The organism is Stutzerimonas sp. KH-1 (assembly GCF_054483855.1).
Map to the genome: position 1 here is coordinate 1,220,631 of NZ_CM137011.1, position 26,075 is coordinate 1,246,705.

At 65.2% G+C, this 26,075-nt stretch carries 22 protein-coding genes; 13 read left to right on the plus strand and 9 right to left on the minus strand.

The window, feature by feature from the left end; genetic code table 11:
* Window positions 1–49: 49 nt before the first annotated feature.
* From ACX1DW_RS05955 to ACX1DW_RS05995, 9 genes are all read left to right on the plus strand, one after another.
* On the plus strand, window positions 50–505 hold the full coding sequence (locus ACX1DW_RS05955; protein ID WP_063543303.1) for a hypothetical protein: 456 nt from the start codon (window positions 50–52) through the stop codon (window positions 503–505).
* 60 nt (window positions 506–565) lie between these two features.
* Entirely contained in the window at window positions 566–1,003 is a 438-nt protein-coding gene (locus ACX1DW_RS05960; RefSeq protein WP_011913057.1) for a YqaA family protein, read from the plus strand.
* A 67-nt stretch (window positions 1,004–1,070) separates the two neighbouring features.
* Window positions 1,071–2,129, plus strand: a complete 1,059-nt coding sequence (locus tag ACX1DW_RS05965; protein ID WP_458992994.1) for an AraC family transcriptional regulator — start codon at window positions 1,071–1,073, stop codon at window positions 2,127–2,129.
* Window positions 2,130–2,405: 276 nt separating this feature from the next.
* The gene (locus ACX1DW_RS05970) at window positions 2,406–3,173 is read left to right on the plus strand and encodes an SDR family NAD(P)-dependent oxidoreductase (RefSeq protein ID WP_267932721.1); all 768 of its coding nucleotides are present in this window, start codon (window positions 2,406–2,408) and stop codon (window positions 3,171–3,173) included.
* A gap of 11 nt (window positions 3,174–3,184) precedes the next feature.
* Window positions 3,185–4,369, plus strand: coding sequence for an acetyl-CoA C-acyltransferase (locus tag ACX1DW_RS05975; protein WP_458992995.1), 1,185 nt, complete (start codon window positions 3,185–3,187; stop codon window positions 4,367–4,369).
* 10 nt (window positions 4,370–4,379) lie between these two features.
* Entirely contained in the window at window positions 4,380–5,519 is a 1,140-nt protein-coding gene (locus tag ACX1DW_RS05980) for an acyl-CoA dehydrogenase (RefSeq protein ID WP_458992996.1), read from the plus strand.
* A 127-nt stretch (window positions 5,520–5,646) separates the two neighbouring features.
* Entirely contained in the window at window positions 5,647–7,266 is a 1,620-nt protein-coding gene (locus ACX1DW_RS05985) for a long-chain fatty acid--CoA ligase (protein ID WP_458993387.1), read from the plus strand.
* Between the two features lie 74 nt (window positions 7,267–7,340).
* A complete protein-coding gene (locus tag ACX1DW_RS05990; protein WP_458992997.1) occupies window positions 7,341–8,423 on the plus strand; it encodes a CaiB/BaiF CoA transferase family protein in 1,083 nt (360 codons plus the stop codon).
* Window positions 8,424–8,764: 341 nt separating this feature from the next.
* On the plus strand, window positions 8,765–8,983 hold the full coding sequence (locus ACX1DW_RS05995) for a hypothetical protein (protein ID WP_458992998.1): 219 nt from the start codon (window positions 8,765–8,767) through the stop codon (window positions 8,981–8,983).
* Window positions 8,984–9,849: 866 nt separating this feature from the next.
* Here ACX1DW_RS05995 and ACX1DW_RS06000 read toward each other — a convergent pair.
* Genes ACX1DW_RS06000 through ACX1DW_RS06020 form a run of 5 tightly spaced genes read right to left on the minus strand, consistent with a single transcriptional unit; the run spans window position 9,850 to window position 15,396 of the window.
* Entirely contained in the window at window positions 9,850–11,001 is a 1,152-nt protein-coding gene (locus tag ACX1DW_RS06000; protein ID WP_044315572.1) for an acyl-CoA dehydrogenase family protein, read from the minus strand.
* 38 nt (window positions 11,002–11,039) lie between these two features.
* On the minus strand, window positions 11,040–12,134 hold the full coding sequence (locus ACX1DW_RS06005; protein WP_458992999.1) for an enoyl-CoA hydratase/isomerase family protein: 1,095 nt from the start codon (window positions 12,132–12,134) through the stop codon (window positions 11,040–11,042).
* A gap of 2 nt (window positions 12,135–12,136) precedes the next feature.
* Window positions 12,137–13,027 (minus strand): 3-hydroxyisobutyrate dehydrogenase, encoded by an 891-nt coding sequence (mmsB, locus tag ACX1DW_RS06010; protein WP_458993000.1) that lies wholly within the window; start codon window positions 13,025–13,027, stop codon window positions 12,137–12,139.
* 36 nt (window positions 13,028–13,063) lie between these two features.
* Window positions 13,064–13,837 carry an enoyl-CoA hydratase gene (locus ACX1DW_RS06015; RefSeq protein WP_313474059.1) on the minus strand — a complete coding sequence of 258 codons (774 nt, stop codon included), beginning with the start codon at window positions 13,835–13,837 and terminating at the stop codon, window positions 13,064–13,066.
* Between the two features lie 47 nt (window positions 13,838–13,884).
* Window positions 13,885–15,396, minus strand: a complete 1,512-nt coding sequence (locus ACX1DW_RS06020; protein ID WP_458993001.1) for a CoA-acylating methylmalonate-semialdehyde dehydrogenase — start codon at window positions 15,394–15,396, stop codon at window positions 13,885–13,887.
* 157 nt (window positions 15,397–15,553) lie between these two features.
* Between ACX1DW_RS06020 and ACX1DW_RS06025 the strand changes: the two genes are divergently transcribed.
* The gene (locus ACX1DW_RS06025) at window positions 15,554–16,444 is read left to right on the plus strand and encodes a LysR family transcriptional regulator (RefSeq protein ID WP_126189007.1); all 891 of its coding nucleotides are present in this window, start codon (window positions 15,554–15,556) and stop codon (window positions 16,442–16,444) included.
* A 118-nt stretch (window positions 16,445–16,562) separates the two neighbouring features.
* On the opposite strand, the gene ACX1DW_RS06030 is transcribed toward ACX1DW_RS06025, so the two are convergent.
* From ACX1DW_RS06030 to ACX1DW_RS06045, 4 genes are all read right to left on the minus strand, one after another.
* Window positions 16,563–16,916, minus strand: coding sequence for a YgaP family membrane protein (locus ACX1DW_RS06030; RefSeq protein WP_208218289.1), 354 nt, complete (start codon window positions 16,914–16,916; stop codon window positions 16,563–16,565).
* Window positions 16,917–16,982: 66 nt separating this feature from the next.
* The gene (gene glgP / locus ACX1DW_RS06035; protein WP_267932730.1) at window positions 16,983–19,493 is read right to left on the minus strand and encodes an alpha-glucan family phosphorylase; all 2,511 of its coding nucleotides are present in this window, start codon (window positions 19,491–19,493) and stop codon (window positions 16,983–16,985) included.
* 71 nt (window positions 19,494–19,564) lie between these two features.
* Window positions 19,565–20,662 (minus strand): endonuclease/exonuclease/phosphatase family protein, encoded by a 1,098-nt coding sequence (locus ACX1DW_RS06040; RefSeq protein WP_267932731.1) that lies wholly within the window; start codon window positions 20,660–20,662, stop codon window positions 19,565–19,567.
* A gap of 179 nt (window positions 20,663–20,841) precedes the next feature.
* Window positions 20,842–23,961 (minus strand): transglycosylase domain-containing protein, encoded by a 3,120-nt coding sequence (locus ACX1DW_RS06045; protein WP_267932732.1) that lies wholly within the window; start codon window positions 23,959–23,961, stop codon window positions 20,842–20,844.
* Window positions 23,962–24,153: 192 nt separating this feature from the next.
* Between ACX1DW_RS06045 and ACX1DW_RS06050 the strand changes: the two genes are divergently transcribed.
* The 3 genes from ACX1DW_RS06050 (at window position 24,154) to ACX1DW_RS06060 (ending at window position 26,072) form a co-directional block, all read left to right on the plus strand.
* Window positions 24,154–24,951: an AraC family transcriptional regulator gene (locus tag ACX1DW_RS06050; protein WP_267932733.1), complete on the plus strand. Its 798-nt coding sequence runs from the start codon at window positions 24,154–24,156 to the stop codon at window positions 24,949–24,951.
* 195 nt (window positions 24,952–25,146) lie between these two features.
* A complete protein-coding gene (locus tag ACX1DW_RS06055) occupies window positions 25,147–25,764 on the plus strand; it encodes an AzlC family ABC transporter permease (RefSeq protein WP_458993388.1) in 618 nt (205 codons plus the stop codon).
* Entirely contained in the window at window positions 25,761–26,072 is a 312-nt protein-coding gene (locus tag ACX1DW_RS06060) for a hypothetical protein (RefSeq protein WP_063543273.1), read from the plus strand. Before ACX1DW_RS06055 ends, ACX1DW_RS06060 begins: the two co-directional genes overlap by 4 nt.
* The last annotated feature ends 3 nt before the right edge of the window (window positions 26,073–26,075 follow it).

The window sequence follows — 26,075 nt, forward strand, 5'->3', positions numbered from 1 at the left end:
AGGCCGATCGGCGCCGTGCTGTTTGCCGCCACACAGGGGAGACTTGGCGATGAAGATCGAGCGATTCGAAGACCTGATCGACTGGACACGCGATACCCACGCCATGCTCGCCCGCTGCATGGCTCGTTGTTCCGACAAGCACGAAGAGACCCGTGCCAAATGGCTGCTGGTCTATCTCGCCGATCACGAGCGAGTACTGGCTGAAACGGTCGACAAGATCGAGAAACATGCCGATCCGAAAGCGCTGCATACCTGGATCTACGACTACCTGACGCGCAATCCGGTGCTGCGCAACCAGGCCTGCAAAGCCTACGACACCATGAGCGTGGAGGAGATATCGCTGGATATCTTCACCATCCACAACCAGGTCATCGACCTCTACCGCTCCCTCGCGCGTCGGGCCGAGATCGACGGTGCGCGCAACCTGGCCGAGGACCTGCTGCAGCTCGAGGAGCACGAGACGATGCGCCTGGCGCGCCAGGTCAGCCGCATCCACGAGATGTAAGCGCAGACCTGTTTCGAGCATACTGCCGCACCACTCAGAGACTGCTTCACGGGACGGTGGATGTTCGAGCTTTCCGGCTATCTCGGCCTGTTCCTGGCAGCCTTCGGCGCTGCGACCCTGCTGCCCATGCAGTCCGAAGCCGTGCTGGCCGGGCTGCTGCTGACCGAACGCTATGCCGCATGGGAGCTGGTGGCACTGGCGAGTCTGGGCAACGTACTGGGCTCGCTGGTGAACTGGCTGCTGGGCCGTTATGTCGAGCACTTTCGTCACAAGCGCTGGTTCCCGGTCAACGAGCGTCAGCTGGCGAGGGCGCAAGCCAGCTATCACCGCTACGGCCGCTGGACCCTGCTGCTCAGTTGGGTGCCGATCATCGGCGATCCGCTGACCCTGGTGGCCGGGGTGATGCGCGAGCCGCTGTGGAGCTTCCTGCTGATCGTCAGCCTGGCCAAGACCGGTCGTTATCTGATGGTAATGGCGCTCACGCTCGGCTGGATGTGAGGCGAGGGCTGACAGACGCAGCGGCTTGGCCGATCATGGCGGGCATCGATGGAGGAACCCGAGCCGCATGATCACCGAAGCGCAATTGAAGGCTGACAAGGCGGTCACCGCTAGCCGCGACAGTATCAGCGTGCGGCTGGTGGTCGAGGCGCTGCGCGGCTTCCTGCAATTGGGGCTGACCGCCGAGCAGCTGCTGGAACAGATCGGTCTCGAACCCGGCTGCCTGCGAAACCCCGATGGGCGCATGGATGTGCGCGACTATTCGCAGCTCTGGCTGCGTCTGGCACGGCGGTTCGATGACGAGTTCTTCGGCATGGACCCGCGACGCCTGCGCTCGGGCAGCTTCGTCTTTCTCAGCCGCAGTTGCATGCAGCAGCCGACGCTGGAGAAGGCTCTGGTGCATGCGCTGGAATTTCTCGGCCTGGGTCTGGAAAACCTGCGCGGCAAGCTGATCCGTAGCCAGAGTCTTGCCGAAGTGGTGTTGCGCGAGCGCAACGCCGAGCCGGCCCGGGCGTTCTGCTACTTCACCTACTGGATGCTGCTGCACGGGCTGGCCTGCTGGCTCGTGGGACGGCGCATTCCCTTGCTGGCGGTGGAGCTGCGCTGCGCCGAGCCGGATTACACCGACGACTACCGGGTCATGTTCTCCGACAACCTGCGCTTCGCGCGTCCCTCGACGCGCATCATCTTCGCTGCCGAGGTGCTCGATCTGCCGATCCGTCGCAGCGAGGCGGAACTGCGCAGTTTCCTTGCCGAGGCGCCGGCCAACATTCTGGTGCGCTACCGGGACCATTCCAGCCTGGCCAGTCGCATCAAGCAGCACCTGCGAAGCCTCCCCGCCGAACGTTGGCCGGACAGCGAGACACTGGCGCAGGCACTGTGCATGTCGGCCTCGACGCTGCGGCGCCGTCTGGCAGAAGCGGGGCAGCCTTACCAGGCCATCAAGGACGGCCTGCGTCAGGAAATCGCCACCGAGTGGCTGGCCGACGCCAGCGTCAGCTATGGCGAGATTGCCGAGCGCCTGGGATTTGCCGATGTCAGCTCGTTCTACAAGGCCTTTCGCAAGTGGACCGGCATCAATCCGGGGCACTACCGCAATCTGATTCTCGCGCCGGCTCGCGGCTGACCATGCGTTTGGTGGGCTGAAGCCCACCCTGCAAGCCCCCGAGCGCCGCGCCTGCACGAGGCTTCAGCTCACCATACGCAGCTGAACCCCGCGCTTGTAGGGTGGGCTTCAGCCCACCACCTCTTCTGCCCAGTCCCCTGGATGCGATGTACTCGCTTTTTGCCATTGGCCAAAACGGTCAGGCAGGTTGAATAGATCGACCATTGCCGCCCGCCCGTCGCTGTCCAAAGATGATCCCGGCTTCGAACCCCATAACAACAAGCACGGGAGAACGCCATGCGGATTCAGGACAACGTATTCCTTATCACCGGCGGCGCGTCCGGCCTCGGCGCCGCAGCTGCGCAGGCGCTGGTCGAGGCGGGCGGCAAGGTGGTTCTGGTCGATCTCGACGAAACGGCCGCACAGGCTACTGCCCACGCACTGGGCGCGAACGCGTTCAGTGTGGTCGCCGACATCCGCGACGAGACGGCCGCCCGCCACGCCGTCAGCGCTGCGCGCGAGCACTTCGGCGCCCTGCACGGGCTGGTCAACTGCGCCGGCGTCGCCGGCGGCGAAAAGGTCCTCGGCCGCAACGGGCCGCACAGTCTGGACAGCTTCAGCCGCATCGTCGGCATCAACCTGATCGGCAGCTTCAACATGCTGCGCCTGGCCGCCGAGGCGATGGCCGAGAACGCGCCGGACGAAGGCGGCGAGCGCGGCGCGATCATCAATACGGCCTCGATCGCCGCCTTCGACGGCCAGATCGGCCAGACCGCCTATGCTGCGTCCAAGGGCGGTGTGGTCAGCCTGACATTGCCGGCCGCCCGCGAGCTGGCGCGCTTCGGCATCCGGGTGATGACCATCGCCCCCGGCGTATTCGAGACGCCGATGATGGCCGGCATGACCCAGGAAATCCGCGACTCGCTGGCTGCCGGCGTGCCATTCCCGCCACGTCTGGGGCATCCGGCCGAATACGCCGCGCTGGTGCGGCACATCTTCGAGAACAGCATGCTCAATGGCGAGGTGATCCGCCTCGACGGTGCCTTGCGCATGGCCGCTAAATGAAGGAAGCAGAAATGAAAGATGATCCGATCGTAATCGTCAGCAGCGCACGCACGCCCATGGGCGGCTTTCAGGGCGACCTGCAGGGCATGACCGCCTGGCAGCTCGGTGCTGCCGCCATCCGCGCGGCGGTGGAACGCAGCGGCCTGCCGGCCGAGAACGTGCAGGACGTGCTGATGGGCTGTGTGCTACCTGCCGGCCAGGGGCAAGCACCGGCGCGCCAGGCGGCGCTGAGCGCCGGGCTGACCCGCGCCACGACTTGTACCACCGTGAACAAGATGTGCGGCTCGGGCATGCAGACTGTGATCATGGCCCACGATCAGCTGCTCGCCGGCAGCGCCGATATCGTTGTCGCCGGCGGCATGGAAAGCATGAGCAACGCACCGTACCTGCTCGATCGCGCCCGTGGCGGCTACCGCATGGGCCACGGCCGGGTGCTCGACCACATGTTCCTCGATGGCCTGGAAGATTCGTTCGACAAAGGCCGGCTGATGGGCACTTTCGCCGAGGAATGCGCCGACGCCTTCGGCTTCAGCCGCGAGGAGCAGGATGGCTACGCGCTGGAATCGCTGCGCCGCGCCCAGTCGGCCATAGCCGAGGGGCGTTTCGCCGAGGAGATCGTCACGCTGGAGGTCACCCAGGGTAAACAGCAGCGGCAGATTCGTGACGACGAGCAGCCGCCCAAGGCGATGCCGGAGAAGATTCCCGGCCTCAAACCGGCCTTCCGCGAGGGGGGCACGGTGACCGCGGCCAATTCCAGTTCGATCTCCGACGGCGCCGCTGCGCTGCTGCTGATGCGCCGCTCCGAGGCCGAGCGCTGGGGCCTGCAGCCGCAGGCGGTGATCCACGGTCACGCGGCGTACGCCGATGCGCCGAATCTGTTCACCACCGCGCCGATCGGGGCGATCCGCAAGCTGATGGAGCGCACCGGTTGGGCCATCGATGAGGTCGATCTGTTCGAAATCAACGAAGCCTTCGCCGTGGTCACCATGGCCAGCATGCGCGAGTTGGGCCTGGATCACGCCAAGGTCAACGTCAACGGTGGCGCCTGTGCGCTCGGGCATCCCATCGGTGCTTCGGGCGCGCGAATCCTGGTGACGCTGCTTTCCGCGCTGCGAGCGAGGAATCTGCGCCGCGGCGTGGCGGCGATCTGCATCGGCGGCGGCGAAGCCACGGCCATGGCCGTCGAACTGATCTGAGGAGGCGCCCATGCTGCCCAATGAAGATCAAAACGCGATCGCCGAGATGGCTCGCCAGTTCGCTCAGGAACGGCTGAAGCCTTTCGCCGAACAGTGGAGTCGCGAGCATCGCTATCCCGCCGAGGCAATCGGCGAGATGGCTGCGCTCGGCTTCTTCGGCATGCTGGTGCCGGAGCAGTGGGGTGGCAGCGACACCGGCTACCTGGCCTATGCCATGGCATTGGAAGAGATTGCCGCCGGTGACGGCGCCTGCTCGACCATCATGAGCGTGCACAACTCGGTGGGCTGCGTGCCGATCCTGCGTTTCGGCAACGACCAGCAGAAGCGCGACTTCCTCGGTCCGCTGGCGCGCGGCGAGCAGATCGCCGCCTTTGCCCTCACCGAACCTCAGGCCGGTTCCGATGCCAGCAGCCTGCGCACCCGCGCCCGGCGCGACGGTGATCACTACGTGCTCGATGGTGCCAAGCAGTTCATCACGTCGGGCAAGCATGCCGGCACGGTGATCGTTTTCGCCGTCACCGATCCGGACGCCGGCAAGCGCGGTATCAGTGCCTTTATCGTGCCGACCGACAGCCCGGGCTATCAGGTGGTACGGGTCGAGGACAAGCTCGGCCAGCACGCCTCGGATACCTGCCAGATCGCCTTCGAGGATCTGCGCGTGCCGGTGGCCAACCGGCTGGGCGAGGAGGGTGAGGGCTACCGCATCGCCCTGGCCAACCTGGAGGGCGGCCGCATCGGCATCGCCGCCCAGGCGGTGGGCATGGCCCGCGCTGCCTTCGAAGCGGCGCGCGATTACGCCAGGGAGCGCGAAACCTTCGGCAAGCCGATCGTCGAGCACCAGGCGGTGGCCTTCCGCCTGGCCGACATGGCGACGCAGATCGCCGTGGCGCGGCAGATGGTCCATCACGCTGCGGCGTTGCGCGAGGCCGGTCGGCCGGCATTGGTGGAGGCCTCGATGGCCAAGCTGTTCGCCTCGGAGATGGCGGAAAAGGTTTGCTCGGCAGCGATCCAGACCCTGGGTGGCTACGGCTACCTGTCCGACTTCCCGGTGGAGCGCATCTACCGCGACGTACGGGTCTGCCAGATCTACGAAGGCACCAGCGACATCCAGCGCCTGGTCATCTCCCGCAACCTCGGAGGATCTGACTGAGCACCGCTGCGCCGCCCGCGTGCCTGAGGCGGCCAAACGAAGAACCATGCCGGTAGAACGCCGTTTCCTCGACCGGCACGTCGACAATAAAAACAAGATAGAGGTAGGAAACATGCAACCAGGTTTGATGCAGAACGCCCCCCTGCTGATCAGCGGCATCCTCACCCACGCCGCCCGTGCCCACGGCGACCGCGAAATCGTCTCGCGGCTGGTCGATGAACCCCTCTGGCGCTACGACTACGCCGGCCTTGCGAACCGCGCCGCGCAGGCGGCAAGTATGCTGCGTGCGCTGGGCATCGGCCCCGGCGACTGCGTGTCGTCGCTGGCCTGGAACACCCATCGTCATTACGAACTGTTCTTCGCCGTACCCGGCATCGGCGCGGTGCTGCACACCGCCAATCCGCGGCTGTCGGATGAGCAGATCGTCTACACCATCAACCATGCCGGCAGCCAGGTGCTGTTGTTCGACAGCAGCTTCGCCGCCTGCGTCGCCCGTCTGCGGCCGCGGTTGGGCAATATCCGGCATTTCATCGAACTGGCCGCGCAACCTTCGTCCGGTCTCGAAGGGGTGATGGGCTACGAGCAGCTGATCGCCGTCGAACAGCCGCTCGCCTGGCCGCAGTTCGACGAGAACGCCGGTGCGGTGCTGTGTTACACCTCTGGCACCACCGGCGACCCCAAGGGCGTGCTCTACAGCCACCGCTCGGTAGTGCTGCACGCCATGGCGGCGGGGCTTTCCGGTGCGTTCGGACTGTCCGCCTTCGATTGCATCATGCCGTGCTCATCGCTCTATCACGGCACTGCCTGGGGCATCCCGTTTGCCGCGGCGATCAATGGCTGCAAGTTCGTCCTGCCGTGCGACAAGATGGACGGCGCCAGCCTGCAGGAGCTGATCAAGAGCGAGGGCGTCACCCTGTCCGGCGGCGTGCCGACCATCTGGACCATGTACCTCGCCCATCTTGAGCGCAGCGGTGAGGACTCCGGCAGCCTGGCGCGTTTGGTGATCGGCGGGTCCGCGGTGCCGCGGGCCATGGCCGAGACCTTCCAGACCAAATACGGCGTGGCGGTCTGCCAGCTGTGGGGCATGACCGAGACCAGCCCCCTGGGCGTGGTGGCGACGCCGACGCCCAAGCTGGCCGAACGTGGCCAGCAGGCCACCAACGACACCATCTGGACGCGCCAGGGGCGCCTGCAATTCGGTATCGAACTCAAGATCGTCGACGAGGAAGGACGTGAGCTGCCGTGCGACGGCGTCAGCTCCGGCAGCCTCAAGGTGCGTGGCCCATGGACGGTAGAACGTTACTACCGCAGCGAGAAAAGCGCGCTGGATGCCGAAGGATGGTTCGACACCGGGGATATCGCCACGCTGGATGCCGATGGCTTCATGCGCATCACCGATCGCAGCAAGGATGTGATCAAGTCCGGTGGCGAGTGGGTCAGCTCCATCGATATCGAGAACGTGGCCGCGGCCTGCCCGGGCGTGAAGGTGGCGGCAGTGGTAGGGGTGTTCCACCCGAAATGGGAGGAGCGCCCGCTACTGGTGGTCGAGCCGCACAGCGATGCCGAGATCACGGTGGAGCAAATCCTCGCCCACCTGGAGCCGAACATCGTCAAGTGGTGGATGCCTGACGCGGTGATCTTCGACGCGGTGCCGCTCACCGCCACCGGCAAGATCGACAAGAAGGTCCTGCGCGAGCGTTATCGCAATCATCTGGTCGAGAACCAGCCCAGCGTCGTCAACCAGTAACGCCTGTTACCCCGACGCGCTCCGTGCTTCGGCGCGGGGCGCGTCCGCGCGCGTGTGAATCGAGGAGATAGATCATGAACGAACATGACGATACCCGTAGCGGCCCGCTGTGCGGGCTGCGCGTACTGGAGTTCGCCGGCATCGGCCCCGGCCCGCATTGCGCCATGCTGTTGGCCGACATGGGCGCCGAGGTGCTGCGTATCGAGCGCGAAGGTGGCAATGGCTGGCCGAACCCGGTGGTCGATCGTGGACGCAAGACGCTGACCCTCGACATCCGCAGTGTGGCGGGACGAGAGCGCAGCCTGGCGCTGGCCATGGACGCCGACGTGCTGATCGAAGGCTTCCGCCCCGGGGTGATGGAGCGGCTGGGGCTGGGGCCGGACGAGCTGCTGGCGCGCAATCCGCGGCTGGTCTACGGACGCATGACCGGCTGGGGGCAGAGCGGCCCGTTGGCGAAGGCCGCTGGGCACGATATCAACTACATCGCGCTGACCGGCGCGCTGGCGGCGATCCGTGGCGACAGCGGGCCGGCCATCCCTCCGCTGAATCTGGTCGGTGATTTCGGTGGTGGCTCGCTCTACCTCGCCGTCGGCATTCTCGCCGCATTGTGGGAGCGCGAGCGCTCAGGGCAGGGGCAAGTGGTCGATGCGGCCATCGTCGACGGGGTGTCGTCGCTGATGACCTTCTTCGCCGGCTTGCTCCCGAGTGGACGGATCGACCTGCAGCGTGAGCGCAATCCGCTGGCTGGAGCGGCGCCGAACTATCGCTGCTACCGTTGCGCGGACGGCCGCGAAATCGCTATCGGCCCGCTGGAACCGCAGTTCTGGCGCGAGCTGCTGGAGCGCATGGACGCACCAGAAGCGCTGTGGGCGGGCTGCGCCGATCAGGCCGAGTGGCCTGCGCAGGGCGAGTTGCTGGAGCGGCTGTTCGCGACCCGCACCCAAGCCGAGTGGTGTGCCTTGCTGGAGGGCAGCGACGCCTGTTTCGCGCCCGTGCTGGAACTGGCCGATGCGCCGCAGCATCCCCATCTGCGCCAGCGCGGGGTCTATCAGGAGCTCGATGGGATGGTGCAGGCGGCGCCGGCGCCGCGGTTTTCACGAACGCCAGGCAAGGCGCGGCGGACGCTCAGATGCGAGCCGGAAGCAGGGTGGGATTGACCGGATGGCCAGCGGCGAATCGCTGCCGACGGCTAAGCGCCAAGCAGCTGCATCGTGTAGGACCAACAGAACAAGTTCTTTTTCCAGTCCGCGTTTCGTCTGATGCTCTATGCGAGGTCGGCGTTTATTGGACAGTTAGTCAAGAAAACGATTCCCCCATATATAACGTTGATGTCGGTACACAGTAGGAAGTAATGAACTGGATACGACCAAGGTCTCGACTGGGCGCTGGAACAGGCGTTGTAGACGTGCCGCACGTCGGTTGAAGTTGCACGGCTGGGTCAGCGGACTACTATCAAAACCGAGGCTGCTTATTACAACAAAAACGGGGAGTCAAACGTATGAATAACAATGCCGAACAACAAGTAGTTGCACTTGAATTGTGCCGTTTCCTTGCTCACTGTCTCGCCGCGATCGTTGTCGTGGGGATGCTTTTCGTGGGGCTGGTGGAAACCTGGCACGCGGCCTTCAACATTAGTGTCGCTCCACTGCTGGCCATCGCGCTCTGCGATTATCTGGCCAGATCCAAGGAAACTGCTGTTCTGACAGCAGACGCCTGATACGACCCAGGCGCTAACCAGCCGAAGAACCTACCTATGCCAATCGAGCGATCGACACCCTGACGGTGACCACTGTCGGGGTGTCCTGCATTGCGCGTTCGAAGCTGCCGCAGCTGTTACTGGAAACCCATCCAAAGGTGTTACTCCTTCCGTACGGTGTAACGGTTCGCTGAGGCGGGCGGTAACGAAAGGGCGTTTCGGCAGCCTGCTACGATTGGCTGATTTCAGCTAACCTATTGAAAAATAAGCATATCGTAAAACTGGCACGGGGAATGCTTTCCTATGGGCACAACAAAAACAAGAAAGCACACCCCATAACAAGAACAACACGTAGCGACTCCGACACAATAAAAACAAGCAGGTGGGAGACGTAGCAAACTGATTCTTTTGGAGAGGAATTGCCCGACAGGTTTCCTGTCGACCGGACCGAGAACAACAAAACTGCCTTGAGGCAGCTCCAGAACCGGTTGAGCCCGTGAGGGTAGTGGCAACATCAGCGACCAAAATAATCCGTTTGTTCTTTGTGTCCCGAATGGGACTGCTATGCGGACGATGTCCGATCGGGCTGCCAACAAAAACAACAAGCCCGTCAGCAGAAGAAGAACAAAGCAACACGCCCTGAAGGGGAGCCTAACGGCTCCCCTTTTTATTGGCCGCAGTTAAAGGTTGTTGCGAATTATCGGCGTGGCGGAGGCGGGATTGGTGGGCTGAAGCCCACCCTACAAGTCCGTAGACGCTTAGGTGGGAGTCCGGCGTTGCATTGGTGTATGCACCGTAGGGTGGGCTTCAGCCCACCAACAATCGCCGCAAGGAGCAAGCGCTCCTGATCCCAGCAGCTTCACGCCCCCAGCCTCGCGGCGTATCTACTAAAGCGCGTAGTTCGCCAGCTCTCGCGCGATCAGCAGGCGCTGAATCTCGCTCGAACCCTCGTAAATCTGCGTGATACGCGCATCGCGGTAGTAGCGCTCCACCGGGTAGTCCTCGAGATAGCCGTAGCCACCGTGGATCTGCACCGCCTGCGAGCAGACCTTCTCCGCCATTTCCGAGGCGAACAGCTTAGCCTGGGAGGCTTCGGACAGGCAGGGCAGGCCGGCGCTCTTCAACCGCGCGGCATGCAGGATCAAGAGACGCGCCGCATTCAGCTGGGTCTGCATGTCGGCGAGCATGTTGGCGATGCTCTGGTGTTCGGCGATCGGCTTGCCGAACTGCACGCGCTCGCGGGCGTAGAGCAGGGCCGCTTCGAAGGCCGCACGGGCGATACCCAGGGCCTGCGCGCCGATACCGATACGCCCGCCTTCGAGGTTCGACAGCGCAATCGCCAGGCCTTTGCCGCGCTCGCCAAGCAGGTTGGCCTGCGGGATTCGGCAGTCGCTGAGCGAGACCGCGCAGGTGTCGGAGGCACGGATGCCCATCTTGTGTTCGCTGCGCTCCACCGCAAAGCCGGGCGTGTCGGTGGGCACCAGAAACGCGGAAAGACCCTTCTTGCCGAGGTCCGGATCAGTCACCGCGAAGACGATGGCCAACTTCGCCCGCTTGGCATTGCTGCAGAACTGCTTGCTGCCGTTGAGCACCCACTGGCCATCCACCAGTTCGGCGCGTGTGCGCAGGTTGTGCGCCTCCGAGCCGGCCTGCGGTTCGGTGAGGGCGAAGCAGCCGATGGCGCGACCGCTGGCCAGTTCAGCCAGCCACTCGTCCTTCTGCGCCTGCGAGCCGTAATTCAACACCGGGCCGCAGCCCACCGAATTGTGGATGCTCATCAGCGCGCCGGTGGCGCCGTCGCCGGCGGAGATTTCTTCCACGGCCAGCGCGTAGGCCACGTAGTCGATGTAGCTCCCGCCCCATTCTTCCGGGACGACCATGCCGAGCAGGCCAAGCTCGCCCATCTGGGCGACAAGAGCGTCGTCGATCCAGCCGGCCTTTTCCCAGGCCTGTGCATGGGGGGCGATCTCGCGGCGGGCGAAGTCGCGCGCCATGTCGCGGATCATGCGTTGGTCTTCGCTGAGTTCGAGGTCATGCATTGCGCGGTCTCTTCTTGTTGTTGTGCTGCAAAAGAGGTTCAGGCCGTGGCGCTGCGGCGTGTCTTGCCGGTGGTGGCCTTGAAGCCGTCGAAGAACGCCTGGACGCGCTCCGGCGTGACCTCTGCCAGCGTCGGAGGATTCCAGCGCGGTGACTTGTCCTTGTCGATGATCAGCGCGCGCACGCCTTCCATGATGTCGCCCTTGGCGAACCATTGACGGTCCAGATGCAGCTCCAGGGCGAAGCAGTCGGCCAGCGGCAGATTGCGGCCGCGCCGCAGCATCTCCAGGGTGACGCACATCGCCAGGGGTGAGCGGCTGTCGAGCACCTTGAGTGTTTCGGCGGCCCAGTCGGTGAATTCGGGACGGTTCTCGGCTGCCAGCGAGGCACGAATCGATGCCACGTCCTGCTTGGCGAAATGCTCGTCGATGGCCTGGTGCAGCGCTTTGAGTTCGGAACCGGGCAGCCTGTTGGTGCCTAGTGTGGCCACCAGGGTGCGCAGCGCCTCCTGGGGATGGACCGACCAGCTCATGCGGTCCAGGCAGCGATCCAGCTCGGCAATCTGGTCGTGGCTGACGCACCAGTCCGCCAGGCCCACGTGCAGCGCATCGGCGGCGCGGATCTGCAGGCCGGTGACGCCCATGTAGGTGCCAAGCTCACCCGGCAGGCGCGAGAGGAAATAGCTGCCGCCGACATCCGGGAAATAGCCGATGCCGACTTCCGGCATGCCCATGCGCACGCGCTCGGTAACCACCCGCAGCGACGCGCCCTGGACCAGGCCCATGCCGCCGCCGAGGACGAAACCGTCCATCAGCGCCAGCAGTGGCTTCGGGTAGGCATGGATGTACTGATCGAGGGCGTATTCCTCCTCGAAGAAGGTTTCGTGCTCGGTGTCGCCGCGCTGGAAGCTGTCGTACAGCGAACGGATGTCACCGCCGGCGCAGAAGGCTTTTTCGCCATTGGCACGCAGTACCACGGCATGAACCTGCGGATCGGCAGCCCAGGCGCTGAGCTGCTGTTGCAGCAGGCGGACCATTTCCAGGGTCACCGCATTCAGCCCGGCCGGGCGGTTGAGGGTGAGGTGGCCGACGTGGTTGCGTACGGCGGCCAGCACGGGGCGTTCGGTTGCACTCATGGTCAGGTGTCCTTGCGGTACTGATTGATGATCGCCGAGAAGTCCAGGCCGCCATGACCCTGGGCGCTGAAGCTCTGGTAGAGCTGCTGGGCGAGGGCGCCGAGGACCACGGGCTGGCGCACCTGCTTGGCGGCCTCGGTGGCCAGGCCCAGGTCCTTGAGCATCAGGTCGCTGCCGAAGCCGCCGGTGTAGCCGCGGGAGGCCGGTACGTTGTCCAGCACGCCGGGGAAGGGGTTGTAGGTGTCCGAGCTCCAGCAGCGGCCGCTGGAAGTGTTGATCACGCCGGCCAGGGTCTTGGCATCCATGCCCAGCGCGACGCCCAGCGCCATCGCCTCGGCGACGCCGATCATGGAGATGCCCAGCAGCATGTTGTTGGCGACCTTGGCCACCTGGCCGTTGCCGGCTGCACCGCAGTGCACGATGTTCTTGCCCATGGCCGCGAGAATCGGTTGTGCACGATCGAAGTCCGCATCGCTGCCACCCACCATGAAAGTCAGGGTTCCGGCTGCTGCACCGCCGGTGCCGCCGGAGACCGGTGCGTCGAGCATCGGGTTGCCATGCTCGGCGGCAGCCTTGGCCACTTCGCGGGCGCTGTGCGGGTCGATGGTGGAGCAGTCGATCAGCATCACGCCGGCACGGCTATGGGCGATCAGGCCGTTCTCGCCCAGGTACACGCTCTTCACATGGGCGGCGGCCGGCAGCATGGTGATGATCAGCTCGGCGTTGCCCTGGGCGATGGCGGTCGGGGAGTCGACCGGCAGCGCGCCGGCGCCGACCAGGTTTTCGACAGCCGCGGCGTTGAGGTCGAAAACGCTGAGCTGGTGGCCTGCCTTGAGCAGGTTGTGGGCCATGGGTGCGCCCATGTTGCCCAAGCCGATAAATCCGATATGCATGGCGTGTTTCCTCTTGTTGTTATGGCCAGATGCGGCTCAGCGATTGGTGAACTCAGGCTTGCGCTTCTCGCTGAACGCGGCCATGCCTTCCTTCTGGTCGGCGGTGGCGAACACCGCATGGAACACTCGACGCTCGAAGCGGATGCCTTCGGCCAGCGTGGTCTCGAAGGCGCGGTTGACGCTTTCTTTGATCATCATGGTGGCCGGCAGGGATTTCTCGGCGATCACCCGAGCAGCCTTGAGGGTTTCCTCCAGCAGGCTCTCGGCCGGGAATACACGGGCGACCAGGCCGGCGCGCTCGGCTTCGGCGGCGTCCATCTGGCGACCGGTCAGGCACATGTCCATCGCCTTGGCCTTGCCCACTGCGCGGGTCAGACGCTGGGTGCCGCCAATACCCGGCAGCACGCCGAGGTTGACTTCCGGTTGGCCGAAACGCGCGTTGTCGGCGGCGAAGATCATGTCGCAGAGCAACGCCAGCTCGCAGCCGCCGCCCAGGGCGTAACCGGCGACGGCGGCAATCAGCGGCTTGCGGCGCGTGGCAATGCGGTCGGCTTCGGCGAAGAAATCATCAAGATAGATCTGCGGGTAGGACAGCTCGGCCATTTCCTTGATGTCGGCGCCGGCGGCGAAGGCCTTGGCCGAGCCGGTGAGCACGATGCAGCCGATCTGCGGATCGGCCTCGAGCTGGCCCAAGGCCTGGTTCAGCTCGCTGATCAGCTGCGCATTGAGCGCATTCAGCGCCTGCGGCCGGTTGAGGGTGATCAGCGCAACGCGATCCTGGATGTCGACGAGCAGGGTTTCGAATGTCATTTCAGCGTCCTTGAGGGCCGGCGCGTCCGCCGGCCCGGTGGGTGATGTCACTTCAGGTTGATGGTGGTGTTGACCGGGCCGCCGACCTCGTTTTCGTCGAACCAGCGCTCGGTGATGGTCTTGGTCTGGGTGTAGAACTGCACCACCTGCTTGCCGTAGGGGCCGAGGTCGCCGAGCTTGGAAGCGCGGGAGCCGGTGAAGGAGAACATCGGCACCGGCACCGGGATCGGTACGTTGATGCCGACCTGGCCCACGTCGATCTCTTCCTGGAAGTGCCGCGCCGCCGCGCCGGAGCGGGTAAAGATGGCGGTGCCGTTGCCATTCGGGTTGGCGTTGATCAGCTCGATGGCTTCGTCCATGGTCGCCGCCGCCATGACGCAGAGGACCGGGCCGAAGATTTCTTCCTGATAGATGCTCATCTCGCGGGTAACGCCGGAGAAGATCGTCGGGCCGACGAAGTTGCCCTTTTCGTAGCCGCTGACGCTCGGGTTGCGGCCGTCCAGCTCAAGCTTGGCGCCTTCGCGTACGCCGCGTTCGATCAGTCCGCTGACGCGATCCAGCGCCGCGCAGGAAACCAGCGGACCGACATCGGTGCCAGCCTCGACACCGGCGTTGACCTTGAGGGTCTGCGCCTTGGCTACCAGATCGGGAATCCAGGCCTGCGCCTCGCCCACCAGCACCACCACCGACAGCGCCATGCAGCGCTGGCCGGCCGCACCGAAGGCGGCACCGGCGAGGTTGTTGAGGGTCTGTTCCTTGTGCGCATCGGGCAGCACGATGGCGTGGTTCTTCGCGCCCATCATGCACTGAACGCGCTTGCCGGCCTGGCTGGCACGGTTGTAGACGTGGGTGCCGACCCTGGTCGAACCTACGAAGGACACCGCCTTGATATCCGGGTGGTCGCAGATCGCATTCACCGCATCGGCGCCGCCATGCACCACGTTGAGCACGCCCGGCGGCACGCCGGCTTCCAGCGCCAGTTCGCACAGGCGCATGGTGACCATCGGGTCCTGTTCGGACGGCTTGAGGACGAAGGTATTGCCGGTGGCGATGGCCATCGGGAACATCCATAGCGGGATCATCGCAGGGAAGTTGAACGGGGTGATGCCGGCGCAGACGCCCAGCGGCTGCAGCAGGGTGTAGGTATCGACGCCGGCGGCGACGTTGTTCGCCAGCTCGCCGAGCTGCAGGTTGCCGATACCGGCGGCGTGCTCGACCACTTCCAGGCCGCGGAACACGTCGCCCTCGGCATCGGCCAGGGTCTTGCCCTGTTCGGCAGTGAGGATCGCCGCCAGCTCCTTCATGTTCTCGCGGATTAGCTGCTGGTACTTGAGGAAGATGCGCGCGCGCGCGCCGATCGGCGTCTTGCGCCAGGTCTTGAAGGCTTTCTGGCCGCTGGCGACGGCGCGGTCGATTTCCTCGGCGGTCGCAAACGGCACGCGCGCCAAGACTTCCTGGGTGGCCGGGTTGACGACATCGCGCCAATCCTGAGTGGTCGATTCGATGAATTCACCGTCGATCAGCAATTTGACGGTAGGAATGGCGCTGGACGTTGTCATATGGCTCTCCGCCTGAGAAGGCACTGTTGTTGTTATGGCTCGCGGACGGCTGCGACCAGTTGCACCGAATGTAGCAATGCAAAAAACCACATTACAATGCGACCGACTGCAGAGTCGTTCTGCATAAATGCACAGGAACCTGCTGGAGGCGGCAACCATGGACTGGGACAATCTGCGCTATTTCCTCGAAGTCGCCCGAGCGGGGCGGCTGACGACTGCGGCGCGTCGGCTCGCGGTCGACCACACCACGGTCTCGCGCCGGCTGCAGGCGCTGGAAAAAAGCATCGGCCTACAGCTGTTCCTGCGCGAGCCGGGTGGCTACAAGCTCACCGAAGCCGGGCGCAACCTGTTGCCGCGAGTGGAAGCGATGGAAAGCGCCAGCGTGGCCATCGAGCATTCGTTGCCGAGCATGGGTGATGGCCTTTCCGGGCAGGTACGCATCGGCGCCACCGAGGGTTACGGCACGGTGATGCTCGCCGGCCAGCTCACCGGGCTCAGCCGGCGCTATCCGCACCTGAACATCGACCTGCTGGCGCTGCCGCGCGCGGTGCGCCTGTCGCGTCACGAGGCGGACATCGTCATCACCCTGGAACGCCCGGAGCGCGGGCCGTTCATCATCACCCGGCTGACCGACTACGTGCTGCGGCTGTATGCGTCGCCGGCGTATCTGGACGAACACCCGCCGATCCGCAGCCGCGAGGATCTGGCAGAGCACCGCTTCGTCAGCTACGTGGATGACCTGCTGTTCAGCAAGGAGCTGCTGTTTCTCGATGGCATCGCCGATCCCCGCTCGGTCGGCCTGCGCAGTACCAGCCTGCTGGCGCAGCAGGAAGCCGTGGCGATGGGGGCGGGGATCGCGATCCTGCCGGCGTTTTCCGCCGATGCCGATCCGCGGTTGCGACTGTTGCTGCCGGAAGAGGTCAGCTTTACCCGCACCTTCTGGATGCTGATGCCGATCGAGTTCAAGGACCTGGCGCGCATGCGCACCACCTGGGATTACCTGAAGGAAATGGCGCAGCAGAATCAGGGGCGGTTGCTGGGCCAGTAGTTATTGCTGGCCGAGCTGTCCAGAGAACCAGGGCGGTGCCGCGAGAGCGCTGGGATTGCGCGCCAGCCGTGTGGCGGCTGCGCGCAGGCGGCACATCATCGAAGCGCCGCCCGGTGGATCAGACGCGTGGCGTGGTGCGGCTTTCGTTGCCCATCGGCGAGCTGTCCGGGAGCGTTACGCTGTCGCTCTGAAAGTCAGGGCTATGTACTTCCGAATCCAGGGGCATATGGCTGTAGCGCTGGCTCGGCAACGCCGGCTTGCTTTCCATCTCGGCGAGCATGCGCTTGGCTTCGCAGCGTCCGCTGATACCACGCGCCAGCGCCATGCCGCCCATGGCCAGCTCCGCCAAGCCGATCAGCCCGCCCCGACGCAGTCCTTTGCCCATCATTACCAGCCCACCGGCAAGCGAGGCGGCGCGTTCCCAGCCGTGGACGTTCTGTGGGGCGGATTTGTCGAACAGTTGCTTCATCATCTGCGGCATCCTCGAAAGGCAAGTGGTTAATAGAGGACTGCGCCGCTGCGCTGGCGTTCCGGGCGTTCATCGCTGCCAGTGAATCAACCCCAGCTCCAGCGGCACAGACAACCCCAGTTGGCTGCCAGGGATGACCCGCGCAGTGTAATCCGCCGCCGAGCGGTCGGCAGGCAAGTGGCCGTGGTAACTGGCGAAAGCACCGTCGTGTTCGATGAGGGTGAGCGGATGGACCTCGGCGGGAGCTTCGCCCCGGCCTTCGGCATAGAGCTGCACGGCGATCTGTCGCGGTTCCAGATGGCCGAGATGCAGACGGACGTCGACCTGAAGCTGGCCGTTCTCACAGGTCCACTGCACCTCGCTGAAGGCCAGTTCATGCCAGTAGCTGCGCAGACAGGTGAGCTGGTGGGCCAGCTCGCTGGCCAGCGCCGAACCTTCGGCGCAGCGACGGCGAAAGGTCGTCGCCATGGGCAAGTAGTAGCGTTCGGTGTATTCGCGCACGGTTCGATCGGCGGAAAAACGCTCGACCAGCGCGCTCATGCTGCGCCGCATGCGTTGCACCCAGGCGGTGGGCAGGCCTTCCGTGTCGCGGGCGTAGAAGCTGGGGATCACCTGGGTTTCCAGCAGCGCGTAGAGCTGTTCGGCATCGACTGCGTCGTGTTCGGCAGGATGTTCGAGGCCGTCACCGACGGCCCAGCCGAGGTCGGCGGCGTAGGCCTCGGCCCACCAGCCGTCGAGCTGCGACAGGTTCAGGCCGCCGTTGGCCAGCACCTTCATGCCGCTGGTGCCGCTTGCTTCCCATGGCCGCCGTGGCGTGTTCAGCCAGACATCGACGCCTTGCACCATGTGCCGGGCGATGCGCATGTCGTAGTCCTCGAGAAAGACCACACGACCGGCGATGTCCGGTCGTGCGGCGAAGCGTTGCCAGTCGGAGAGCAATGCCTGCCCGGCGCGGTCGGCCGGGTGCGCCTTGCCGGCCACCAGCAGCTGCACCGGATAAGTCGGATGGCAGAGGATGCGCGCCAACCGCTCGGGGTCCTGCAGCAACAGGTTGGGGCGCTTGTAGCTGGCGAAGCGGCGGGCGAAGCCGAGGGTCAGATGCTCCGGATGCAGGCGCGAACCGGCTACCTCGATTTCTGCCGGTGAAGCGCCGTGCACGGCCAGGCTGCGGGCCAGATGGCTGCGCACGAAGCCGAGCAGTTCGTTGCGAGCATGCTGGCGGATCTGCCACAGCCAGCGGTCGTCGACCCGGGCCAGCAGTTCGTCCACCGAGGACGCGTCGGTGCCGCGCCAGGGAATCTCGTCGCCGTGCAATTCGTACCAGTGTGCTTCGGCATCCGGCGATACCCAGGTCGGCAGGTGGATGCCATTGGTGACGTGCCCGACCGGTACCGCCTCGAGCGGCCAGCGCGGATACAGCTCACGGAAGATGTAGCGGCTGGTATGGCCGTGCAGCTGGCTGACGGCGTTGACCGCGCCGGCACCGCGCGTCGCCAGGTAGGCCATATTGAACGGCTCGCGCGTGTCCTGCGGCTGCTTGCGGCCCATGGCCAGCAGCGTCTGCATGGAAATGCCCAGTTCGTACTCGGCATAGCGTTCCAGGTACTGGCTCACCAGTTCCGGCGGGAAGCGATCGAACCCGGCTTCCACTGGCGTATGGGTGGTGAACAGGTTGCCGGCGCGCGTCGCATTGAGGGCCACGGCGAAGGAGACCCGCTCCCGGGCCATATGGCTGCGCGCGCGCTCCAGCACGGCGAAAGCGGCGTGACCGTCGTTCAGGTGCAGCACATCGGGCTGCAGGCCGGCGGCTTCCAGCAGGCGCCAGCCGCCGATGCCCAGCACCAGTTCCTGACGCAGGCGCATTTCGTTGTCGCCGCCATAGAGTTCGCTGGCGATCAGCCGCGCCATGGGTGGATTGGCGGGGTCATTGGTATCGAGCAGCAGCAGGCGATTGAGGCCGACCCGGGCCTGCCAGCCGCGCAGCCAGATCTGCAGACCCGGCAGCTGTATGGCCAGCCTCAGAGGCGCGCCGCTGGCGTCATGCAGCGGCTCGATGGGCATCTGCCGGGTGTCGTTGACCGGGTACAGCGCCTGCTGTCGGCCGTCCGGGCCGATGCTCTGGCGGAAATAGCCGTGCTGCCAGAGCATGCCGACCGCGGTGACCGGCACGCCGAGGTCGCTGGCGGCCTTGAGCTGGTCCCCGGCGACGTTGCCGAGGCCGCCGGAGTAGATCGGCAAGGCTTCGCTGAGCATGTATTCCATGGAAAAGTAGGCGACTCGCGCGAGGCGTTCGCCGTACTGCTGGCTGGCGAACCAGGTTGGCTGCTCCAGCCGCGCCTGGCGCGCCTTGACGATGCCGTCCACTAGGCGGTGGCAGTCGACGCGGCGCAGCAGCGCCTCCAGCTTCTGCTCCGGCACTGTGCTGAGGATCAGGCTGGGATTGCGGGTCAGCGCCCAGAGGTCGTTGTCGATCAGCTGCCAGAGGTCATCGTTCTGGCTGGTCCAGCGAATCGACTGGTCGAAAGCCAGTTCGCGCAGGGTGTCGGGTGTGAGGGCGGGGCGATCGGATGCAGGTGCCAAAGGAACCTCTCTTCTGAACCGGTGAGCGCTGTCTCGTCCAGCATAGGCTTTGCGCATAGCGGGGATAACCCTCAGCGGCGTGGCCTGGCCTCGGGTTGTGGCACATCCTGCGATGTTGCCGGTTCTTCGGCTATGGTTTCGGCGGCCTGCCGCTGGTCATCACGATCAGCCTCTAGCCCTTGCTGCTCTTCAGTGTGCTTCGGGTCGTACTGCAGCTCCATGAACACCGGGAAATGATCGGAGCCGATGTCCGGCAGGCGCAGCAGGCGGACGAAACGGAAGTGCGCACTGTGAAAGAAGTGGTCCAGCGGCCAGCGCAGGAACCAGTGATGGGCATGGAAGGTGTTGTACATGCCGCGGCCCACGCGTGGGTCCAGCAGCCCGCTGATCTTGCGGAACAGCCGGGTGGTCGGCGACCAGGCCACATCGTTGAGGTCGCCGGTCACGATGATCGGATCATCGCTGTGCTGGATGCTTCGGGCCACCACCAGCAGTTCCACGTCGCGCTCGGTGGATTCGTCGTTCTCGGTGGGGCTGGGCGGCGCCGGATGCAGGAAATGCATGCGCACCGCGAGGTTGTCGCCGACACGCACCCGAGCATGCATGGAGGGGACGTCGTCTTCCACCAGATAGCACAGTTCCGGTTCTTCCAGCGGTAAACGTGAAAAGACGTGCATGCCGTAGAGGTTGTCCAGCGGACAGCGGATGCTGTGCGGATACTCCTCGGCCAGCTGCTCCAGCTGCGTTTCCCACCACTGGTCCGACTCAAGGGTCACCAGCACGTCGGGGCGATACTCGCGAACCAGCGCCAGCAGCCGATCAGACTGCCGGTTCGGCCCCAGCACATTGGATGACATCACCCGAATGCGCGGCCCTGTGGCGTCCGCCTTGGCCCGGCGCACCTCGTTGCGCCAGGGGCGTGTGTAGGGTACGACCCAGGCCAGCTGGTAGATCAGGCAGGCTACGGTCACGGCCGTCATCAGGCCATGCCAGGGTTGGCCATAGTCCAGCCACAGCACCTGCGCGAGCAGCAGCAGCGCCAGTAGGGCGCCCAGTTGCAGACGTGGAAACTCCCAGACCCGTATCCACCAGACGCGGTACCGACAGAGCGGCAGCAGCGTGACGAGTGCCAGGAGGCCTGTACTGGCCAGCAAGATTCCTTCGAGCATGGCGTTCTCTTGGTGATCGATCAGTTCGGCGAACCGGCTTTGCACTCCTGTGGGAGTGCAAGCGCCATGGCGTTCGACAGGCTGACAGGCGAAGCGTGCGGACGAGCGCGGGTTTGCATGTGCATCGGCGCGCTACGAGCTGCCGAGGGCTGAGCTGGTCGCCGGCGTTCCCCTGTGCGTCAGTGCTCGGCTGAAAGCATGCCGCTGGTCAGCGCCGGCAGATGCTCGGGCTGGCACAGGCTGTTCGCGCCTTGCAGGTACGGCTGCAGGATCGGCGCCATGCCCTTGAGCGTCTGTACCGGCAACGCCGAGGTAAAGCGGAAACTGTCGGCGGCGCGCCCCGGCACGTAGGCTGTCAGCGTGCCGAAGTGACGTGGCCCCAGGTAGAACACGAAGGTCGCGGTGCGGTTCAGCGCCAGCGAGCTGATCAGCCGTCCGCCGGCGCCGACGCTCTGGATGCGGTTGTCGCCGGTGCCGGTCTTCCCGCCGATGCGCAGGGGTGTGCCATCGTCGGTGACGAAGGTGCCTTGCAGACGCCTCGCCGTTCCGCCTTCGACCACATTGGCCAGTGCGTCCTGCAGCGCGCGCGCCACTTCCACCGGCATCACCCGCTGACCGTTGCCGGCGACGAACCCCAGGCGTGTCTCGTAGGGCGTGCCCTGCGCGAAGTGCAGGTTGTCGATACGCACGCTGGGCAGGCGGACACCGTCGTTGAGGATGATGCCCATCAGCTCGGCCAGCGCTGCCGGCCGGTCTCCGGAGCTGCCAAGCGCGGTGGCCAGCGAAGGCACCAGGTTGTCGAACGGATAGCCCAGGCGCTGCCAGCGGCGATGGATATCGGTGAAGGCTTCCACTTCCAGCATGATGCGGATGCGGCTATCGCGTGCGCTCTTGTGCCGGCTGCGGAACAGCCAGCCGTAGACTTCCTGGCGTTCGGCGCGGCTGTTGGTGACCACGTCGGACAGCGTCGCCTGCGGGTTGGCGATCAGGTAGCCGAGCAGCCACAGGTCCAGCGGATGGGTGCGGGCGATATAGGCCTGATCGGGCAGGCTGTAGGCGCCTGGGCCATAGCGCGTGTAGAGCTCATCCAGCTTCTTGTCGCTGAGATCGGCATCCGGCAGGTGCTGCTTGAGGAAGTGATCGAATACTTCGCGCTCGGCGTCCGGCATCAGGTAGCGATGCACGGCGGCCAGGCGTACGGGCGTCGGGCGCATGCCCTGAAGGAAGGTTTCGATCCGCTCGTTGGTGCTCTTGTTGCGGTACTTCTTCCAGAACCGCTGCAGGAACACCGAGCCCTCGCGGTCGGCGAAACGGGTCAGGTACTCCTGGCGGCGGGGGTCCTTGTCGTCTTTCAGCAGCTCGGCGCTGTTGATGGTCTCGTAAGTGCTGTAACTGACCAGATCGCGCATCAGGCGCACGAACGGCAGATTGATCGACTCGCGCAGCGATTCGCGCACCGTGGGAATACGGCCGTCGTCCTCGCGGCGGAAGTTGCCGAAACGGTGCATGCCGGCGCCGGTGAAGAAGCGCTCGGCCGGGCTCGCCGAGTAGCGGCGCTCCAGCGCGGCATCGAGCATGCGGTCCAGGCTGCGATCGCTGTTGGTTGCCAGGTAGTCGATGGCCCAGCGACTGAGATTGGCACGCGCATCGATCTTGCGCAGTTCGCTCGGGCTGAGCTCGGAATAGCGCTGGTGCAGCTCGGCGATGACTTCCAGGTAGGTAGTCAGTACCCGCAGCTTGGCGGTCGAGCCCAGCTCCAGCTTGCTGCCTTCGTTGATGTCGAACGGCTGGTGGGTGTTGTCGGTCTGCACGCGCACGCGGAACCCTTCATCGCCGCGCTCGAACAAGGTGAAGCTGTAGCGCACATCAGCGGTCTTTTCCGGCGAGAGCATGCGATCGCCAAACAGGCCGACCGATTCGGCGAAGGCAGGGTCGGCTAGGCGCACCAGGTATTCGCTGATCTGCCGCTGCAGGTCGCCCTGCAGCGGTGTGCTCGCCGTGAGGTCCAGCCGGTCGAGGTCGTACAGCGGCAGACTGAGCAGGCCGGCCAGGCGCATGCGCGCAACGGTGATCCCCTTGGTCGCGTCGACGGGACGAATCGCCACCTCACGGCTGGGGTTGTCGGCCACCACCCGCTGGGCAAGTGCCGCATCGCGCAGCGCCGGGTCGACGATGCCGCCATTGGCCAGCAGGCGGATGTGGCTGTCGGTCAAATCAGCCATCTCCTCGCGACCGGCGCCCAGGTAATACGACGGCCGGCGTTGGGCGATCAGCAACGAGAGCACCTGGCGCAGGGCGAGGCCGCGGGCCTGCGGATCGACCACGCTGACGGCACGCGGATCGAGCAGGCGGTTGACCTCGCGGAAGTCGGCGCCGAACCACAGCCGCAGGCCGTCGGCGATGCCGTGCACCTCGCCGTGCCCCGGCGCGGCGGAAAGCGGCACGCTGTTGAGGTAGTCACGCACGATGCGCTGGCGGGTGGCGAGCGTCTGCGGCCCCTCCCGGTAGGTCCGGATGCTGGCCGAGATCATCTGCCGGATCTTTTCTTGCGGGTCACCGGTGCGCCCTTCGGGGGAGTGCCGATACTTTTCCACCTGAGTGGCCAGGGTGCTGCCGCCCGCCGCCTGGCCGCCGAGGCCCAGGCGTTTTTCCAGCTGGCTGATGGCCGCCTTGGTGAAGCGCGGCCAGTCCACCGCCGGGTTGGCGTTCGGCCGGCTGGCGTCCAGCAAACCGCGGTCCTCGATGAACAGCAGGCTCATCACCACCAGCGGCGGAATGTCTTCGAAGCGCTCGTAGTACTGGCGCGGATAGCTGTTGGTATAGAGCGGTACGCCACGGCAGTCGTTGATCGTCAGCCCGGCCTGGGACTGCTCGGGGTAGGGCGGAAAAAAACCGCGGCTGGTGTAATCCAGCAGGGCGCGGGAGAAGCGGGCTTGCTCCTCGATGCGGAAATTGCGCTGCACCAGGCGCTCGATGAAGTACGGCAGGTCGACGTAACCCAGCCGGCGATCGAAGGGGCCATCCGTCGGGAACTGGATACGGGGGCTGGGCCCAGGTCGCACGCTGTAATCCAGATCGGCTGCGTAGCGACTCAGCCAATGGGATTGCCAACGAGAGCTTTCCAGCTCCTGCCAGCCAAGATAGCCGCCACCGGCCAGCAGAAAACCTCCGACAACCAGCGCCAGCCGCCGTGCTGTCTTGCGGCGGGATTTGGCTGAGTTACGGGATGAGGCCGGTGAGGGGGCGCGCTGATAACGCCCATCCTGGGATGTCTTGTCGGACCGCCATACTGCGCCCATGTGTGCCTGGCTTCCTAGCAGTGTCTGAGCAAAGCATAGTCGGCGCGTGGGGCTTAAGCGATGGCGGTTTGACGAACGGAGCGGCTCAAGAATGCGCCCGGGCAGCCTGCGATTGCCTGCCGCCGCAATCGCTCGCTACCGTAGCGCGGTCAACAATGCGACCGATGGATACCGGACGATGGCGCAATGCACATGAGCGACAAGGACTGGGTCAGGCGCCCGCACGAACCGGGACGGTTTGAGCGGCTGGAAGCCTATTTCGCCGGTTATGGGTTCGCTCCTCACCGGCACGATACCTATGCCATCGGCTGTACGCTGGCGGGCGTACATCGCTTCAATTACCGCAACTGTTCGCGCTACAGCCTGCCGGGCGACACCATCGTGTTGCACCCCGATGAACTGCATGACGGCGAGGCCGGCAGCGAGGCCGGTTTCCGCTACCGCATCGTCTACATCGAGCCCGCGCTGCTGCAGGGAGCGCTGGGCGGCCAGGCTCTGCCGTTCATCGACGAAGGCGTGTCCCGCGATCCGCGCATGCAACGGGCCGTCCGCAGCCTGCTGCAGAGCTTCGACAGGCCACTCGAGGGGTTGGAGGAAGAGGATGCGCTATACGACCTCGCTCAGGTGATGGCCGCGATCGCCGGGACAAAGGGGCGGCGCCGCAGTGTGGATTACCGTGCGGCCGAGCGGGCCCGGGATTACATCCACGAACTCCGGACCCAGCCCATCAGCCTCGATGAACTGGAACGGGTGTCGGGCCGCGACCGCTGGAGCCTGTCGCGGGATTTCCGCGCGCTGTATGGCACCAGCCCCTACCGCTATCTGACGCTGCGGCGACTCGACCGCGTGCGCCATCTGCTGCTTGGCGGAAGTGTGCCCAGCGATGCTGCGCTGATCGGGTTCTCCGATCAGAGCCATATGACCCGTCAGTTCAAGCAGGCCTACGGCCTTTCGCCTGGGCATTGGCTACGGCTGATACGCCGCGCCTGAGCCGCTTGGCTGCAAGATCGTGCAAGACGCCAGCGGGTGGCGGCGCCGAGACTGGGCGAAACAGGTGCTGAACAGTGGGGATTGCGGATGACAGAAGCAGCGGATGCATTCGACCGGCCTCAGGGCGGGCCTGCGGCTCGACTGCCGGCACTGAGACGGGCGCTACCGGTCGCGCTGTCGGTCATGCCGGTAAGCATGCTATTCGGCGTGCTGGCAGCGCGTTCCGATTGGTCGATGCTGGAGATACTGCTGGTCGGTCTGCTCGGTTTCACTGGCAGTGGCCAGTTCGCCGCATTGCCGCTTAGCGAGCATGGCGCGGATTTTCTCACGCTGTTGCTCGTCACGGCCTCTATCAATAGTCGCTATCTGCCCATGGCACTCAGCACCGTCGATCGCCTGCCGGACGGCGCATTCAAACGCGCCTGTTGCGCGCATATGCTCGGCGACGAGGCCTATGCCAGCGAGCGTGATGACGATTCGCCCGGCGTGGTGCTGCGCATTCGCCTGGTCATTTTTCTTGTCTGGGTGCTGGCGGGTGTACTTGGCGCTGCGCTCGGCGAGGTGCTGTCCGACAGCTGGCTCGGCGACGATCTGAACCTCGCGTTTCCGGCAAGTGCTGTGCTGCTGTATCTGGCCGCGTCACAGCTCAAGAACCGGATCGGCTCGTTGCAAGATGATTGGCGGGTGACGCTCATGCGAGTTGGGCTTGCTGCTGCTGGAGCGAGCGGATTGCTCCTGCTGCTGGGGCCGGTGTATTTCTGGGGGCCGGGCGTTCTGCTGGCGACCTGGCTGCTGGGCAGGAGCCGCGGATGAACGATGCGGCTCTGGTCACCCTTGCGGCGCTGGCGGTCACCAGCATGCTGGTGCGCGTCGTGCCGGCATTCGTCCGCTTCCCGCTGAGCGCACGAGGGATACACCTGGTCGGGCAGGTGATGCCAATGGCTGTGTTCGTCAACCTCGCCGTGTACGTCGTGTATAGCGAGATCAGCCATTCGCCCATCGCAGGCGGGCCGGCATTGATGGCCGTCGCGGTGCTCGCCCTGCATGGTCGGGTTGGGCTAACAGGCAGCACGCTGCTCGCGGCTGCCCTCTACTACCTGCTTGGCACTTACCTGGCCTGACCC

What these genes read in the sequence shown, in the direction of transcription:
- ACX1DW_RS06020 (WP_458993001.1), bottom strand. Translation starts at nt 15,396, where the DNA reads ATGACAACGTCCAGCGCCATTCCTACCGTCAAATTGCTGATCGACGGT.
- ACX1DW_RS05990 (WP_458992997.1), top strand. Translation starts at nt 7,341, where the DNA reads ATGAACGAACATGACGATACCCGTAGCGGCCCGCTGTGCGGGCTGCGC.
- ACX1DW_RS06050 (WP_267932733.1), top strand. Translation starts at nt 24,154, where the DNA reads ATGAGCGACAAGGACTGGGTCAGGCGCCCGCACGAACCGGGACGGTTT.
- ACX1DW_RS05975 (WP_458992995.1), top strand. Translation starts at nt 3,185, where the DNA reads ATGAAAGATGATCCGATCGTAATCGTCAGCAGCGCACGCACGCCCATG.
- ACX1DW_RS06015 (WP_313474059.1), bottom strand. Translation starts at nt 13,837, where the DNA reads ATGACATTCGAAACCCTGCTCGTCGACATCCAGGATCGCGTTGCGCTG.
- ACX1DW_RS06030 (WP_208218289.1), bottom strand. Translation starts at nt 16,916, where the DNA reads ATGATGAAGCAACTGTTCGACAAATCCGCCCCACAGAACGTCCACGGC.
- ACX1DW_RS06025 (WP_126189007.1), top strand. Translation starts at nt 15,554, where the DNA reads ATGGACTGGGACAATCTGCGCTATTTCCTCGAAGTCGCCCGAGCGGGG.
- ACX1DW_RS06040 (WP_267932731.1), bottom strand. Translation starts at nt 20,662, where the DNA reads ATGCTCGAAGGAATCTTGCTGGCCAGTACAGGCCTCCTGGCACTCGTC.
- ACX1DW_RS05965 (WP_458992994.1), top strand. Translation starts at nt 1,071, where the DNA reads ATGATCACCGAAGCGCAATTGAAGGCTGACAAGGCGGTCACCGCTAGC.
- ACX1DW_RS06005 (WP_458992999.1), bottom strand. Translation starts at nt 12,134, where the DNA reads ATGAGTGCAACCGAACGCCCCGTGCTGGCCGCCGTACGCAACCACGTC.
- ACX1DW_RS05960 (WP_011913057.1), top strand. Translation starts at nt 566, where the DNA reads ATGTTCGAGCTTTCCGGCTATCTCGGCCTGTTCCTGGCAGCCTTCGGC.
- ACX1DW_RS06045 (WP_267932732.1), bottom strand. Translation starts at nt 23,961, where the DNA reads ATGGGCGCAGTATGGCGGTCCGACAAGACATCCCAGGATGGGCGTTAT.
- ACX1DW_RS05970 (WP_267932721.1), top strand. Translation starts at nt 2,406, where the DNA reads ATGCGGATTCAGGACAACGTATTCCTTATCACCGGCGGCGCGTCCGGC.
- ACX1DW_RS05980 (WP_458992996.1), top strand. Translation starts at nt 4,380, where the DNA reads ATGCTGCCCAATGAAGATCAAAACGCGATCGCCGAGATGGCTCGCCAG.
- mmsB (WP_458993000.1), bottom strand. Translation starts at nt 13,027, where the DNA reads ATGCATATCGGATTTATCGGCTTGGGCAACATGGGCGCACCCATGGCC.
- ACX1DW_RS05995 (WP_458992998.1), top strand. Translation starts at nt 8,765, where the DNA reads ATGAATAACAATGCCGAACAACAAGTAGTTGCACTTGAATTGTGCCGT.
- ACX1DW_RS06000 (WP_044315572.1), bottom strand. Translation starts at nt 11,001, where the DNA reads ATGCATGACCTCGAACTCAGCGAAGACCAACGCATGATCCGCGACATG.
- ACX1DW_RS06055 (WP_458993388.1), top strand. Translation starts at nt 25,147, where the DNA reads ATGCTATTCGGCGTGCTGGCAGCGCGTTCCGATTGGTCGATGCTGGAG.
- ACX1DW_RS06060 (WP_063543273.1), top strand. Translation starts at nt 25,761, where the DNA reads ATGAACGATGCGGCTCTGGTCACCCTTGCGGCGCTGGCGGTCACCAGC.
- ACX1DW_RS05985 (WP_458993387.1), top strand. Translation starts at nt 5,647, where the DNA reads ATGCAGAACGCCCCCCTGCTGATCAGCGGCATCCTCACCCACGCCGCC.
- ACX1DW_RS05955 (WP_063543303.1), top strand. Translation starts at nt 50, where the DNA reads ATGAAGATCGAGCGATTCGAAGACCTGATCGACTGGACACGCGATACC.